Raw genomic sequence first — 14486 nt, 5'->3', positions numbered from 1 at the left:
GAGGTCAGGCCCTCGCGATCCAGACCCGGGCGCCGGCCGGGCCCTCGACGCCCTCGCCGGTCCCGGCCTCCCCGCTGTGCACCCGGGTGGCCAGGACCTCACCGGCCAGTTGATCGGCGTGCTCGGTGAGGGCCTCGGCGACCTGCCCGTCGCCGGTCCACCACAGAGCGATCCGGTCGCTGACCTCCAGGCCGCTGGACTTCCGGGCCTCCTGCACCAGGCGCACCACCTCGCGCACCAGGCCGGCCCGTTCCAGCTCCGGGGTGAGCGTGAGGTCCAGGGCCACGGTGAGCCCTCCGGCGGCGGCGACGGCCCAGCCCTCGCGCGGGGTCTCGGTGACGACGAGGTCGCCCTCCAGCAGCGGCACCGGGGCGCCGTCCACCTCGACCGACGCCGTCCCCGCCCGGTAGTCGGCCACCAGCGCCGCGGCGTCCGCCGCGGCGACCGCCCGGGCGACGGCCTGCACATGCTTGCCCAGCCGCCGGCCGACGGCGCGGAAGTCGACCTTCACCGAGACGTCGACCAGCTCGCTCCCGACGGCGCCGGCGAGCTCCACCAGCTCCAGCACGTTCAGCTCGTCGGCCACCTCGGCCACCAGGTCGCGGGGGAGGGACTCCCAGCCGGGGGCGGAGACCAGGGCGCGGGCCAGCGGTTGGCGGGTGCGCACCTTCGACGCCGTCCGCGCCGACCGGCCCAGCTCGACCAGCCGGCGGACCAGCGCGACCGCCTCGACCAGGGCGTCGTCCCGGGCGTCCTCGTCGACCGTCGGCCAGGTGGCCAGGTGCACCGAGTCCACCGCTTCCGACCGGCCCGGCACGACCACGGTCCGCCACACCCGCTCGGTCACGAACGGGGTGAACGGCGCCATGAGCCGGGTGAGCCCGTCGAGCACCTCGTGCAGCGTGCCGAGCGCGGCCGGGTCGCCGTCCCAGAACCGGCGCCGGCTGCGCCGGACGTACCAGTTGGACAGGTCGTCGACGAACTCGGCCAGCAGGCGCCCGGCGGTCTGGGTGTCGAACGCCTCCAGCGCGTCGGTCACCCCGGCGGTGACCGAGGCGAGCTCGGCCAGCGCCCAGCGGTCCAGCAGCGGCCGCTCGGCGGGCGCGGGTGCGGGGCGCTCGGCCGGGTCCCAGCCGTTGGTGTCGGCGTAGAGGGTGAAGAAGCTCGCGGTGTTCCAGTAGGTGAGCAGCACCTTCCGGACGACCTCGGACAGCGTCTCGTGGCCGACCCGGCGGGCCGACCAGGGCGAGCCACCGGCCAGCATGAACCAACGGACGGCGTCGGCGCCGTGCCGGTCCATCAGCGGCATCGGCTCGAGGATGTTGCCCAGGTGCTTGCTCATCTTCCGGCCGTCCTCGGCCAGGATGTGCCCCAGGCACAGGACGTTCTCGTAGGAGCTCTTGCCGAACACCAGCGTGCCGACCGCCATCAGCGTGTAGAACCAGCCGCGGGTCTGGTCGATCGCCTCGCAGATGAACTGCGCCGGGTAGGCGGCCTCGAACTCCGCCTGGTTGCGGTGCGGCGCGCCCCACTGGGCGAACGGCATCGACCCGGAGTCGTACCAGGCGTCGATGACCTGGCGGACCCGCCGGTAGGTGCCCTCCTCGCCGGGGACGGTGAAGGTCACCTCGTCGATGAACGGCCGGTGCGGGTCGAGGTCGGACAGGTCGCCCCCGGTCAGCTCCGACAGCTCGGCGAGGGACCCGACGGCGACCATCCGGGTGGGGTCCGCGTCGTTGCGCCAGATGGGCAGCGGGGTGCCCCAGAAGCGGTCGCGGGACAACGCCCAGTCGACGTTGTTGTTCAGCCAGTCGCCGTACCGGCCCCACTGGATGCTCTCCGGGTGCCAGGTGGTCTGCTCGTTCTGGGCGAGCAGCTGGTCCTTGATCGCGCTGGTCCGGATGTACCAGGACGGCTGCGCGTAGTACATGAGCGGCGTGTGGCAGCGCCAGCAGTGCGGATAGCTGTGCTCGTAGCGCTGCTCGCGGAACAGCACGCCGCGGTTCTGCAGGTCCTGCACCAGCATGGGGTCGGCGGCCTTGAAGAAGTGGCCGCCCACCCGCCCGACGTCGGGGAGGAAGTGCCCGGACGGGTCGATCGGGTTGACCACGGGCAGGCCGTACGCGCGGCAGACGGTGAGGTCCTCGGCGCCGAACGCGGGGGACTGGTGGACCAGCCCGGTGCCGTCCTCGGTGGTCACGTAGTCGGCGAGGACGACGTAGTGCGCGTCGCCCTCGGGGAACTCGACCAGCTCGAACGGCCGCTGGTAGTGCACCCGCTCCCAGTCGCGGCCCGTGGTGCGCGCGAGCACTTCGGCGTCCTCGCCCAGGGTGGCGGCCAGTAGCGGCTCGGCGACGACGAACGTGCCGGCCGACGAGGCCCCGTTCCCGGCCCGCGCGACGACGTAGGTCACGTCGGGGTGGACGGCGACCGCGGTGTTGGAGGGCAGCGTCCAGGGCGTCGTCGTCCAGATCAGCAGGTCGGCCTTGCCCGCCCACTCGCCGCTGGTGACCGGCAGCCGGACGTAGACCGACGGGTCGACCAGGGTCTCGTAGCCCTGGGCGACCTCGTGGTCGGACAGCCCCGTGCCGCACCGCGGGCAGTAGGGGGCGACCCGGTGGTCCTCGACGAGCAGGCCCTTGTCGAACACCTGCTTGAGCGACCACCAGACGCTCTCGATGTAGGCGGGGTCCATCGTCCAGTAGGCGGTGGACATGTCGACCCAGTAGCCCATCCGGTTGGTGAGCTCGCTGAAGGCGTCGACGTGCCGCTCCACCGACTCCCGGCAGCGGGCGTTGAACTCGGCGATGCCGTACCGCTCGATGTCCGGTTTGCCGGCGAAGCCCAGCTCCTGCTCGACCGCGATCTCCACCGGCAGGCCGTGGCAGTCCCAGCCGGCGCGGCGGGGCACGTGCCAGCCCTGCATGGTCTTGAACCGGGGGAAGACGTCCTTGAACGCGCGGGCCTCGATGTGGTGCGTGCCCGGCCGGCCGTTGGCCGTGGGCGGGCCCTCGTAGAAGTTCCACTGCGGCCTGCCGGCCGTGTTCTCCATCGAGCGGGCGAAGACCTTGTCGGTCTGCCACTGCTCGAGGACCTCGTGCTCGAGGGCCGGCAGGTCGACCTGCGGGGGAAGGGCCCGGAAGGGTCCGGAAGGGGCACTCACGGGACAAGTTTCGCACTTCGCCCGACGCACCCTGCCGACGCTGCGGGAACGGTCGGCGGCGCGCCCGGGCGCGTACGGGACACTCCCCTCCATGGGGCCGCGCCGATGAACACCACGGTCACGGTCGGGCTGGCCATCGGAGCCCTCGTCGTCCTGGTCGCGGCGGTGGCGCTGCGCGTGGCCGACCGGATCGGCCTGCCCTCCCTGCTGCTGTACCTGGCCCTGGGCGTGGCCCTGGGGGAGAGCGGCCCCGGCAGCGTCGAGTTCGACGACGTCGAGCTGACCCAGACCCTCGGGGTGGCCGCGCTCGTGGTGATCCTCGCCGAGGGCGGGCTGACCACCCGGTGGTCCGACGTGCGCCGCGCCGTCGGACCGGGCATCGCGCTGGCCACGGTGGGGGTGGTCGTCAGCGTCGGCGTGGTCGCAGCGGTCGGGGTGTGGCTGCTCGGCTTCTCGTGGGGCTTCGCGCTGCTGGTGGGCGCCGTCGTCAGCTCCACCGACGCCGCCGCCGTCTTCGCCACGCTGCGCCGGCTGCCCCTTCCGCGGCGGATGGCTGCCGCCCTGGAGATGGAGTCCGGCCTCAACGACGCACCGGTGATCTTGCTGGTCCTCGCCATGTCGGAGCAGCTGACCGGTGGCGTGACGCACCCCTGGTACCTCGTGGTGGCCGAGGTGGTCGGCGAGCTGGCCGGCGGCTCGGTCATCGGCCTGGGGATCGGCGTCGCCGGGGCGTGGCTGCTGCGCAGGGCGGCGCTGCCGCTCGTCGGCTTCTACCCGCTCGCGACTCTCGCGCTGTGCGTGCTGGCCTTCGCCACGGCCGACCTGGCGCACGCCTCCGGGTTCGTGGCGGTCTACCTGTGCGGGCTGGTGCTGGGCAACGCCGCGCTGCCGCACCGAGCGGGCACGATCGGCTTCGCCGAGGGGATGGCCTCGCTCGCGCAGATCGGGCTGTTCGTGCTGCTCGGCCTGCTCGTGTCGCCGTCCCGGCTGGGCGACGCGGTGCTGCCGGCGCTGCTGATCGGTCTCGCGCTGCTGCTACTGGCCCGGCCGCTGTCGGTGCTGGCCAGCCTGGCGTGGTTCCGGATGCCCTGGTCCCAACAGGCGTTCATCTCCTGGGCCGGGCTGCGGGGCGCGGTGCCGATCGTGTTCGCAACGTTCCCGATCGCCGCCCAGGTGCCGGACGCGACCCGGGTGTTCGACATCGTCTTCGTGGTGGTCGTCGTCTTCACCGTCGTCCAGGGCTGGTCGCTGCCGGCGGTGGCGCGGCTGCTGCGGATCGGCACCCCAATCACGCCGCGGGACATAGACGTCGAATCCGCGCCCTTGGACGAGCTCGGCGCCGAGCTCATGCAGCTGCGGGTGCCGGAGACGTCCCGGCTGCACGGTGTCTACCTGCCCGAGCTGCGCCTGCCGGAGGACGCCGCCGTGGTGCTCGTCGTCCGTGACGGGCGGCCCTTCGTGCCCGACCGGTCCACCCGGCTGATGCGTGGGGACCAGGCGCTGCTGGTCTCCGCCCGCGGGTCCCGCCGGGAGGCCGAGCGCCGGCTGCGCGCGGTCAGCCGGGCCGGCCGGCTCGCCACTTGGCGCGGCGAGCGCGGCGAGCCCTCGGAGACCGATTGAAGGACCCCGCCCCCGCCACTCGCGAACTCGCGGCGGGACCCTGCGGGAGGCCGTTCAGCCCTGCAGTTCGAGGGTGCGGGTCGTGTCCTCGCGGACCTCGGCCAGCAGCGCCGGCTCCGAGGACAGCTTCCGGCCGTAGCTGGGGATCGCCTGCTGCAGCCGCGGGCGCCACGTGTCGATGTGCTGCGGGAAGCAGCGCTCGAGCAGGGTGAGCATCGCCGAGGCGGCGGTCGAGGCGCCGGGGGAGGCGCCCAGCAGGCCGGCGATCGTGCCCTCGGCCCCGACCACGAGCTCGGTGCCGAACTGCAGGATCCCGCGGCCGGTCTCGTCCTGCTTGATCACCTGGACGCGCTGCCCGGCGGTGACGAGGTCCCAGTCGCTGGACTCCACCGTCGGGACGAACTCCTCCAGCGCCTTGAACCGGGCCTTGTCCGACTGCAGCACCTGGCCGATCAGGTACCGGGTGAGCGGGATGTTGGCCCAGCCGGCGCCGAGCATCGACCCGATGTTCGTGGTGCGGACCGAGCGCGGCAGGTCCCAGATGGACCCGGCCTTGAGGAACTTCGGGGAGAAGCCGGCGTAGGGGCCGAACAGCAGCGCCTGCTCGCCGTCGATGAGCCGCAGGTCCAGGTGCGGCACGGACATCGGCGGGGCGCCGACCTTCGCCTGGCCGTACACCTTGGCCTGGTGCTGGGCGACCAGCTCCGGATTGCGGGTGCGCAGGAACTGGCCGCTGACCGGGAACCCGCCGAAGCCGCGGATCTCCGGGATGCCCGAGCCCTGCAGCAGCGGCAGCGCGCCGCCCCCGGCGCCGACGAACAGGAACCGGCTGCGCACGGTGCGCTTCCGGCCGGTGGTCAGGTCCTTGACCGTGGTGGCCCACCGGCCGTCGGTGCCCCGGCGGGTCTTGAGCACCCGGTGGGACAGGTGCAGCCCGACTCCCCGGCCGACGGCGCTGTCCAGCAGCAGCCGGGTCAGCGCGCCGAAGTTGACGTCGGTGCCGGCCAGCGAACGGGTCGCGGCGAGGACCTCGCGGTCGCCCCGGTCCTTCATCATCAGCGGCACCCAGGAGTCGAGCTCCGCGTGGTCGTCGGTGAACTCCAGGCCGGCGAACAGCGGCTGCGGCACCAGGGCCGCGTAGCGGTGCCGCATGTAGGTGTGGCCCTCCCGGCCGGTCACGAAGCTGATGTGCGGCACGGAGGTGATGAAGGTCTTGGGGGAGTCGGTCAGCCCCGCGCGGACCAGGTGCGACCAGAACTGCCGGGACACCTGGAACTGCTCGTTGATGCCCACGGCCTTCGACGGGTCGACCGAGCCGTCCGGCCGGGCCGGCGTGTAGTTCAGCTCGCACAGCGCGGCGTGCCCGGTGCCGGCGTTGTTCCACGGCCCGGAGCTCTCACCCGCGACCTCGGCGCCGGACTCGAAGACCTCGATGGTCCAGTCGGGCGCGACGATGCCCAGGAGCGCGGACAGGGTCGCGCTCATGATGCCGCCGCCGACGAGGACGACATCCGGGTCCAGCGAACCATCCCTGGTCACGTTCACGCCTTTCCTGAGCTCGGAGCTTCCAGCTCCCCATCGTCGCCCCGTCCCGGCGTCGCCACGCCCGGAAGGGGGTCCTCGCCCCGAACTGAGGGAATGAGATGGGTCACACGTCGAGGGTGCCTGCCCACCGCCCAGCCTGCACCACGTCCGGCGGGGTGAGGAAGGCCCGTTGCCGTGGTGGCGGCCCGGAGCGCCGGCCCGCCGGGCTATCGTCGTCCGCGACGTGGCCACGGGGGCCGCGACGGGAGGACGGCGCCGGTGTCCGAGCAGCCCGACCCGACGGCTCCGGTCACGGCCGGGCCGTCCGCGGCCGAGCCGGCGGTGCGGCGGTCGCGGGCCCGTCTGCTGCTGGCCCTGGCCACCGCCGTGCTGGCCCTCGACCTGGCCACCAAGCTGCTGGTCGTCGCCACGCTGTCGGACCGGGAGCCGCTGCGGCTGCTCGGTGGCGCGGTCTACCTGACCGAGGCGCGCAACACCGGCGCGGCGTTCTCCCTGGCCGAGGGCGCGACCGTCGTCTTCACCCTGATCGCCGTGGCCGTCGCCGTGGTCATCGTGCGCACGGCCCGCCGCCTGTACTCGACGGCGTGGGCGGTGGCGCTGGGCCTGGTCCTCGGCGGGGCGGTCGGGAACCTGGTCGACCGGGTGTTCCGCGACCCGGGCTTCCTGCGGGGCGGCGTCGTCGACTTCATCTCGCTGTTCGACCCCTACGGCCAGGTCTGGCCGATCTTCAACGTCGCCGACTCGGCGATCGTGTGCGGCGGCGTGCTCGGCGCCCTGCTCGCCTTCCGCGGGATCGAGTTCGACGGCCGGCGGGCCACCGACCACGACTGACCCGGATCGGCCCGGCGGGGCGGGGGCCGTCGTCCGACCGGTCACAATGGAGTGGTGACCAGCAGTCCTCCTCCGCTGTCCGCGGGTGGTCCCCCCGGCCGGCGCCCCGGCGAGCTCCGGTCCCTGCCGGTGCCCGACGGCCTCGAGGGTCAGCGGGTCGACCAGGCGCTGTCCCGGCTGTTCGGCCTGTCCCGGGGCGTGGCCGCCGACCTGGCCGACGCCGGCAGCGTCGTGGTCGACGGCCGGGCGCGGGGCAAGGGCGACCGGCTCACCGCCGGCAGCTGGCTGGAGGTCGAGCTCCCGCCGCCACCGGGCGAGCCGGTCGCGCCCGAGCCGGTGGACGGGCTGACGATCGTGCACGACGACGAGGACGTCGTGGTCGTCGACAAGCCCGTCGGTGTGGCCGCCCACCCGAGCCCGGGCTGGGAGGGCCCCACGGTCGTCGGGGGCCTGGCCGCGGCCGGCTACCGAATCTCCACCAGCGGCGCGGCCGAGCGGCAGGGCGTCGTCCACCGGCTGGACGCCGCCACCACGGGCCTGATGGTGGTGGCCAAGAGCGAGCGCGCCTACTCGGTGCTCAAGGCGGCGTTCAAGGAGCGCACCGTCGACAAGGGCTACCACGCGCTGGTGCAGGGCCACCCCGACCCGTCCCGCGGCACGATCGACGCCCCGATCGACCGGCACCCCCGGCACGACTGGAAGTTCGCCGTCGTCACTGGCGGCCGCCCGTCGGTGACCCACTACGAGGTCATCGAGGCGTTCCCGGCGGCGAGCCTGGTCGACATCCACCTGGAGACGGGGCGCACGCACCAGATCCGGGTGCACTTCTCCGCGCTGCGCCACCCGTGCGTCGGCGACACGACCTACGGCGCCGACCCGACGCTCGCCGCCCGGCTGGGCGTCTCCCGGCAGTGGCTGCACGCCGTCCGGCTGGGCTTCGCCCATCCCGCCGACGGGAGCTGGGTCGAGTTCACCAGCGACTACCCGGCCGACCTCGCCGGCGCGGTGGCCGTCCTGCGCGCCGAGAGCTGAGCAGCCGCCTTCGTGTCCGCGCTCCCGGAGCTCCCCGCCGACTTCGCCGACTTCGGGCCGGCCCAGGTCGCGGCGGCGCTGATCGCCGTCTTCCTGGTGGTGGGGGAGCCATTCGTCGGGTACGCGCTGCACCGCCGGTTCGAGGGGCGGCTGCGCACCGACCCGCTGGCCCGGCGCTCGTTCTACCGGCGGCTGCTGGTGCTCGAGTGGGGGCTGTCGCTGGTCACCCTGCTGGTGTGGCTGGCCGCACCGGGCGTGAGCGCGGCGCAGGTGGGGCTCGGCCCGCCCCGCGCGTGGCCCGGGCTGCTCACCGGACTGGCCGTGCTCGCCGTCGCCGTCCTGGTCGTCGTGTCGGTGCGGGCCCTGCGCTCGGGTGCGCTGGTCGGCCCGCCGCCCGAGGTGGCGCGCCCGCGGGTGCCCGGGGAGCCGCGGCACGCCGAGCCGCCGGGGCAGGCCACGGTGGCCCTGCTGCCGCGCACCCGGACCGAGCGTCACCTGTTCGCCCTGGTCGGGATCACCGCCGGGATCTGCGAGGAGTGGCTCTACCGCGGCTTCCTGCTCGCCGTGGTCGCCGCGCTCGTCCCCGGGCTCCCCACGGCGGGGCTCGTCGTGGTGGCCGCGGTCGCCTTCGGGCTGGCCCACGCCTACCAGGGCCTGTCCGGCGTGCTCACCACCGGCGTGCTCGGCGGCGTGCTGGCCGCGGTCTACCTGCAGACCGGGTCCCTGCTGCTGCCGGTCCTCTTGCACGCGGTCATCGACCTGCGGTTCCTGCTCGTGCCGTCCTCGGCGCTCCCGGCCGCGGCGCGCTGACCGGGTCCGGCGGGGCGCGCGTGACGGAGTGGTCCGCATCGCGGAGAAACGTTCCTGTCGGTGCTCGCTGGTAGACCTCCGCGGTGCGAGGATCGAAGGCGCCGGTCCCCGTGCCGAGCAGTCGCGTTGAACGGCCTTCCCCGCCGGTCACCCAGCAGGACCCGCCGCCCCTGTGCACCTCCGGTGCCAGGCGGCTGCACGACCCGTGAGGAGCACCCCGCACCGTGAGCACCCCCGCAGCAGACTCGTTCGTGCACCTGCACACGCACACCGAGTACTCGATGCTCGACGGGGCCGCGAAGCTCGGTGAGCTCACCCGGGCCGCCGCCGAGGAGGGCATGCCGGCGCTGGCGATGACCGACCACGGCAACGTGTTCGGCGCCTACGACTTCTACAAGCAGGCCAACGCCGCCGGCGTGAAGCCGATCGTCGGGATGGAGGGCTACTACACGCCCGGCTCCCGCTTCGACCGGGCGCCGTTCGACTTCGGCGACAACCTCATCGACGAGGACGGCGAGGGCGGGTCCTCGCGCGGCAAGGCCGCGTACACCCACATGACCCTGCTGGCCCGCACCACCGAGGGGATGCACAACCTCTTCCGCATCTCCTCGCTGGCCAGCCTCGAGGGCCAGTACCGCAAGCCGCGCTTCGACCGCGACCTGCTGGAGAAGTACGGCACGGGCCTGATCGCGACCACCGGCTGCCCCTCCGGTGAGGTCAACATGTGGCTGCGGGCCGGCAAGGTCGACCGGGCCCGCCAGGCGGCCGCCGACTTCCAGGACATCTTCGGCAAGGAGAACTTCTACGCCGAGCTGATGGACCACGGGCTGTCCATCGAGAAGAAGACCCGCCCGCAGCTGCTGCAGATCGCCGACGAGCTCGGGATCCCGCTGCTGGCCACCAACGACCTGCACTACACCCGCCGTGAGGACGCCGACGCGCACGACGCGCTGCTGTGCATCCAGACCGGGTCGCGGCTCAACGAGCCCAACCGCTTCAAGTTCAACGGCGACGGCTACTACCTGAAGTCCGCCGCGGAGATGCGCGCGCTGTTCACCGAGCTGCCGCAGGCCTGCGACAACACCCTGCTGATCGCCGAGCAGTGCGAGATCCAGTTCACCGAGGGCGCGGACCTGATGCCCCGGTTCCCGCTGCCCGAGGGCGAGGACGAGACCTCCTGGTTCGTCAAGGAGGTCGAGCGGGGCCTGCACAAGCGCTGGCCCAACGGCATCCCCGACCACGTGCGCAAGCAGGCCGACTACGAGGTCGGGATCATCACCCAGATGGGCTTCCCGGGGTATTTCCTCGTGGTCGCCGACTTCATCAACTGGGCGAAGGACAACGGCATCCGGGTCGGGCCGGGCCGTGGCTCGGCCGCGGGCTCGCTGGCCGCCTACGCCATGGGCATCACCGACCTCGACCCGCTGGCGCACGGGCTGATCTTCGAGCGGTTCCTCAACCCCGAGCGCGTCTCGATGCCCGACGTCGACATCGACTTCGACGACCGCCGCCGCGGCGAGGTCATCCAGTACGTCTCGCGCAAGTACGGCGAGGAGCGGGTCAGCCAGATCGTCACCTACGGCACCATCAAGGCCAAGGCCGCGATCAAGGACGCCGCCCGGGTGCTGGACCGGCCGTACTCGGTCGGCGACGAGCTGACCAAGCTGATGCCGCCGGGCGTGATGGGCAAGGACATCCCGCTGTCGGGCATCTTCGACCCCAAGCACGAGCGCTACAAGGAGGCCGCGGAGTTCCGGGCCCGCTACGAGTCCGATCCCGGTGCGGCCGAGGTCGTCGACCAGGCCCGCAAGCTTGAGGGCCTGAAGCGGCAGTGGGGCGTGCACGCGGCCGGGGTCATCATCGGCCGCTACCCGCTGATCGACAGCATCCCGATCATGCGGCGCGAGGCCGACGGCGCGATCATCACGCAGTTCGACTACCCGACCTGCGAGACGCTCGGCCTGCTCAAGATGGACTTCCTGGGCCTGCGCAACCTCACGGTCATCGACGACGCGCTGCGGAACATCGTGGCCAACGGCAAGGCGCCGGTCGACCTCGACGAGATCAGCAAGGACCTCACCGACCCGGCCACCTACGACCTGCTGTCGCGCGGGGAGACCCTGGGTGTCTTCCAGTTCGACGGCGGGCCGATGCGCTCGCTGCTGCGGCTGATGCGCCCGGACAACTTCGAGGACATCTCCGCGGTCGGCGCGCTCTACCGCCCCGGCCCGATGGGCGCGAACTCGCACACCAACTACGCGCTGCGCAAGAACGGCCAGCAGGAGATCACCCCGATCCACCCGGAGCTGGCCGAGCCGCTGGAGGAGATCCTCGGCGGCACCTACGGCCTGATCGTGTACCAGGAGCAGGTCATGGCGATCGCGCAGAAGGTCGCCGGGTACTCCCTCGGCAAGGCCGACCTGCTGCGCCGCGCCATGGGCAAGAAGAAGAAGTCCGTCCTGGACGCCGAGTACGTCGGCTTCGAGGCCGGGATGAAGGCCAACGGCTTCTCCGCCGCCGCGGTGAAGACGCTCTGGGACATCCTGGTGCCCTTCGCCGACTACGCCTTCAACAAGGCGCACTCGGCCGCCTACGGGCTGGTTTCCTACTGGACCGCCTACCTGAAGGCCAACTACCCGGCCGAGTACATGGCCGGGCTGCTGACCAGCGTCGGTGACGACAAGGACCGCCGGCCGGTCTACCTGGCCGAGTGCCGGCGGATGGGCATCAAGGTGCTCCCGCCGGACGTCAACGAGTCGTCCTGGGACTTCACCGCCGTCGGCACCGACATCCGTTTCGGCCTGGCCTCGGTGCGCAACGTCGGGCACAACGTCGTGGAATCGATCGTCCGGGCGCGGGAGGAGAAGGGCGCGTTCAAGGACTTCGCCGACTTCATGCGCAAGATCGACACGGTGGCCTGCAACAAGAAGGTCATCGAGTCCCTCGCCAAGGCGGGCGGGTTCGACTCCCTCGGCCACTCGCGGCAGGGCATCGCGGCGATCCACGCCCAGGCGGTCGACTCGGCGATGAGCCTCAAGCGCAAGGAGGCCGAGGGGCAGTTCGACCTGTTCGGCGGCTTCGGTGAGGACGACGGCTCCGCGGGCCTCGGCGACCCGCTCAGCGCCGCGCTGGACATCCCGATCCCGACCGCCGACTGGTCGAAGTCCGAGCGGCTGGTCTTCGAGCGCGACATGCTCGGCCTCTACGTGTCCGACCACCCGCTGCACGGCGTGGAGCACGTGCTGACCTCGCACGCCGACACGGCGCTGGCCGAGATCATCGCCGGCGGGGTCGAGGACGGCGCCAACGTCACCGTCGCCGGGATCCTCACCGCGGTCAGCCCGCGCACCAACAAGCAGGGCGCCCCGTGGGCGATCGCGACCATCGAGGACCTCGAGGCCGGCCTGGAGGTGCTCTTCTTCCCCAAGACCTGGGCGCAGGTGTCGGACAAGGTGGTCCGCGACCAGATCGTCGTGGTGAAGGGGCGCATCAGCCGGCGCGACGACACCCCCTCGCTCTTCGGCTCCGAGGTCACCATCCCCGAGCTGACCGAGGGCCCGCGTGGGCCGGTGCTGGTCTCCATGCCCGCCGCCCGGTGCACCCCGCCGGTGGTCGAGCGGCTGCGGGAGGTGCTCGGCAGCCACCCCGGCACGACCGAGGTGCAGCTCAAGCTGCTCAACGGGGGGCGCGAGACGGTGCTGCGGCTCGACCAGGGTCTGCGGGTCCGGCCGAGCACGGCACTGATGGGCGACATCAAGGCGCTGCTCGGACCCACCAGCGTCGCCCTGCTGTGAGACAGGACCCCCTGCCCCCCACCGCTCGCAGGCTCGCGGTGGGCCCCTGCAGGGGGCCAGCGGGTCGGCCGGCCGGATGAGGGCCAGCGACAATGGCCGGGTGCACTCCTCCACGTCGACCGGGCCGCTGCCCGTGGTCGCCGAGACCGGGCACCTGGCCGTCCGGCCCGCGCGGGCGGCCGGCCTGCGGAACGCCCGGGCCGACCTGCGCCCGGCGCTGCTCACCGTCCTCGCGCTGGCCGCCACCGGGTTGCTCGCCGGCGGGCTGTGGCTGTGGCTGGCCCCGCGGGCCGACTACCGGGTCACCGCGACCGACGTGGTGCCAGTGGGCGGCACGGCCCCGGCGGAGCTGTTCATGGCCGACGACGGGGTCTTCATCTGCGTGCTGGCCGGGTTCGGGTTGGTCGCGGGCCTGGTGGTGTGGCTGCAGCGCCGGTGGCGTGGCCCGCTGGTGCTCACCGCCCTGGCCACCGGGATGCTCGCCGCCGGCGTGGTCGCGTGGCAGCTGGGGGAGTGGCTGGGCCGGGGGCCGACCGAGCAGGAGCTGTCCGAGGTGGGCGCGACCGTCAGCACGGGCCTGGGCCTGGGGGCCTCGGCCGCCCTCGCGGTGGGCCCGTTCGTCGCCGTCCTCACCTACCTGGTCGCGGCCTCGCTGACCACGGAGGAGGACCTCGGTCGACCGCACGACGAGGTCCCCGCCGAATAGGGGGTCCTTCTTCAGTTCGGCGACATCGCCGTCGCGAACTGGGCGAGCGGCACCGGCACGGCCCCGATCGTCTCCAGCAGGGTCAGCTCGCGGCGCAGCAGCCGGGACTCGAGTGCCAGCCGCCGCCGGGTGGCGGACTCGGCGAGCAGCGCCTGGCGGTCCTCGGTGGTGAGCATCGCCGCGGAGGCCACCAGGTAGGACAGCCCGCGCGCGTCCTCGCTCACCTCCCGCAGCAGCTCCGCCGTGTCCTCGGCGTCCTGGTCGTCGGCGGCGGAGTCGGGTTCCAGCGCCTCCAGGACCTCCTCGGGCAGCGCGCCCGGGTCGCCGCCGGCCTGGCGGGCCGCCACCGCGGCGATGTAGCGCGCGAACAGCTCGCGGACGTTGGCGGTGAGCACCTCCAGCGAGGCCCGGGCGACCTCGGTGACGACCTCCTCGGGGACGGTGCCCGCGGTGCCGTCGGCGGACACCAGTCCGTCGGCGTCCCCGGCGGCCTCCTCGGCCGCCTCCTCGTCACCGAGCCACTCGACCCGGGCCCGCAGGTAGGGCGGGTCGTCCTCGCCGTCGGGCACCAGCACCTCCAGCAGGCGGAACCGGTCGGCGCCCACGGTGACCACCCGGAATCCGCCGTCGGCGCGCGGCGCGACCACCCGCAGCACGGCGGTGCAGCCGACGTCGTAGAGGGCCGCGGCGGGGGCTATCTGCTCGACCTCCCAGCCCTGCCGGATCGCGACCACACCGAAGCGGCGCCCGGGGCCGTCCGGCAACGCGCGGAGCTCGGCGACCAAGGTGCGGTACCGCGGCTCGAAGACCTCCAGGGGCAGGACGACGCCGGGGAACAGCGGCGTGCCCAGCGGGAACAGCGGGATGACCTCCCGTCGGTGAGCAGCGTCGGCCACGTCCGGGAGCCTAGGGCCAGCCGACCGTGGCCACCGGGTGCCGGCGGTGCCCCGACTACCCTGGACGGGTCGTCCGTTCCCTGGAGGTG

The 14486-nt window shown here is 73.1% G+C and carries 9 protein-coding genes; 6 read left to right on the top strand and 3 right to left on the bottom strand.

All coding sequences use genetic code 11. From position 1 onward, the window contains the following. Nucleotides 1-4: 4 nt before the first annotated feature. Nucleotides 5-3163, bottom strand: coding sequence for an isoleucine--tRNA ligase (gene ileS, locus HK417_RS04580; protein ID WP_222263795.1), 3159 nt, complete (start codon nucleotides 3161-3163; stop codon nucleotides 5-7). Between the two features lie 105 nt (nucleotides 3164-3268). On the opposite strand from ileS, the gene HK417_RS04575 reads away from it, so the two are divergent. Beyond that, entirely contained in the window at nucleotides 3269-4783 is a 1515-nt protein-coding gene (locus HK417_RS04575) for a potassium/proton antiporter (RefSeq protein ID WP_222263793.1), read from the top strand. 54 nt (nucleotides 4784-4837) lie between these two features. Here the strand turns inward: HK417_RS04575 and mqo are convergent, their stop codons facing one another. Then, complete coding sequence (mqo, locus tag HK417_RS04570; RefSeq protein WP_308123369.1) at nucleotides 4838-6322, bottom strand: malate dehydrogenase (quinone); 1485 nt, start codon at nucleotides 6320-6322, stop codon at nucleotides 4838-4840. A 264-nt stretch (nucleotides 6323-6586) separates the two neighbouring features. On the opposite strand from mqo, the gene lspA reads away from it, so the two are divergent. The 5 genes from lspA (at nucleotide 6587) to HK417_RS04545 (ending at nucleotide 13501) form a co-directional block, all read left to right on the top strand. After that, nucleotides 6587-7159, top strand: a complete 573-nt coding sequence (gene lspA, locus HK417_RS04565; RefSeq protein WP_308123368.1) for a signal peptidase II — start codon at nucleotides 6587-6589, stop codon at nucleotides 7157-7159. Nucleotides 7160-7213: 54 nt separating this feature from the next. Continuing rightward, the gene (locus HK417_RS04560) at nucleotides 7214-8191 is read left to right on the top strand and encodes an RluA family pseudouridine synthase (RefSeq protein WP_222263791.1); all 978 of its coding nucleotides are present in this window, start codon (nucleotides 7214-7216) and stop codon (nucleotides 8189-8191) included. 12 nt (nucleotides 8192-8203) lie between these two features. Then, nucleotides 8204-9001, top strand: a complete 798-nt coding sequence (locus HK417_RS04555) for a CPBP family intramembrane glutamic endopeptidase (protein ID WP_222263788.1) — start codon at nucleotides 8204-8206, stop codon at nucleotides 8999-9001. A gap of 224 nt (nucleotides 9002-9225) precedes the next feature. Next, nucleotides 9226-12795 carry a DNA polymerase III subunit alpha gene (gene dnaE, locus HK417_RS04550; protein ID WP_222263786.1) on the top strand — a complete coding sequence of 1190 codons (3570 nt, stop codon included), beginning with the start codon at nucleotides 9226-9228 and terminating at the stop codon, nucleotides 12793-12795. Between the two features lie 100 nt (nucleotides 12796-12895). Beyond that, the gene (locus HK417_RS04545) at nucleotides 12896-13501 is read left to right on the top strand and encodes a DUF2567 domain-containing protein (RefSeq protein ID WP_222263784.1); all 606 of its coding nucleotides are present in this window, start codon (nucleotides 12896-12898) and stop codon (nucleotides 13499-13501) included. 11 nt (nucleotides 13502-13512) lie between these two features. On the opposite strand, the gene HK417_RS04540 is transcribed toward HK417_RS04545, so the two are convergent. Then, the gene (locus HK417_RS04540) at nucleotides 13513-14397 is read right to left on the bottom strand and encodes an LON peptidase substrate-binding domain-containing protein (protein ID WP_308123367.1); all 885 of its coding nucleotides are present in this window, start codon (nucleotides 14395-14397) and stop codon (nucleotides 13513-13515) included. Between the last annotated feature and the right edge of the window lie 89 nt (nucleotides 14398-14486).

The organism is Modestobacter marinus (assembly GCF_019799945.1).
Taxonomy (GTDB): Bacteria; Actinomycetota; Actinomycetes; order Mycobacteriales; family Geodermatophilaceae; genus Modestobacter; species Modestobacter marinus_B.
This window is presented reverse-complemented; position numbering and strand designations above follow the sequence as displayed.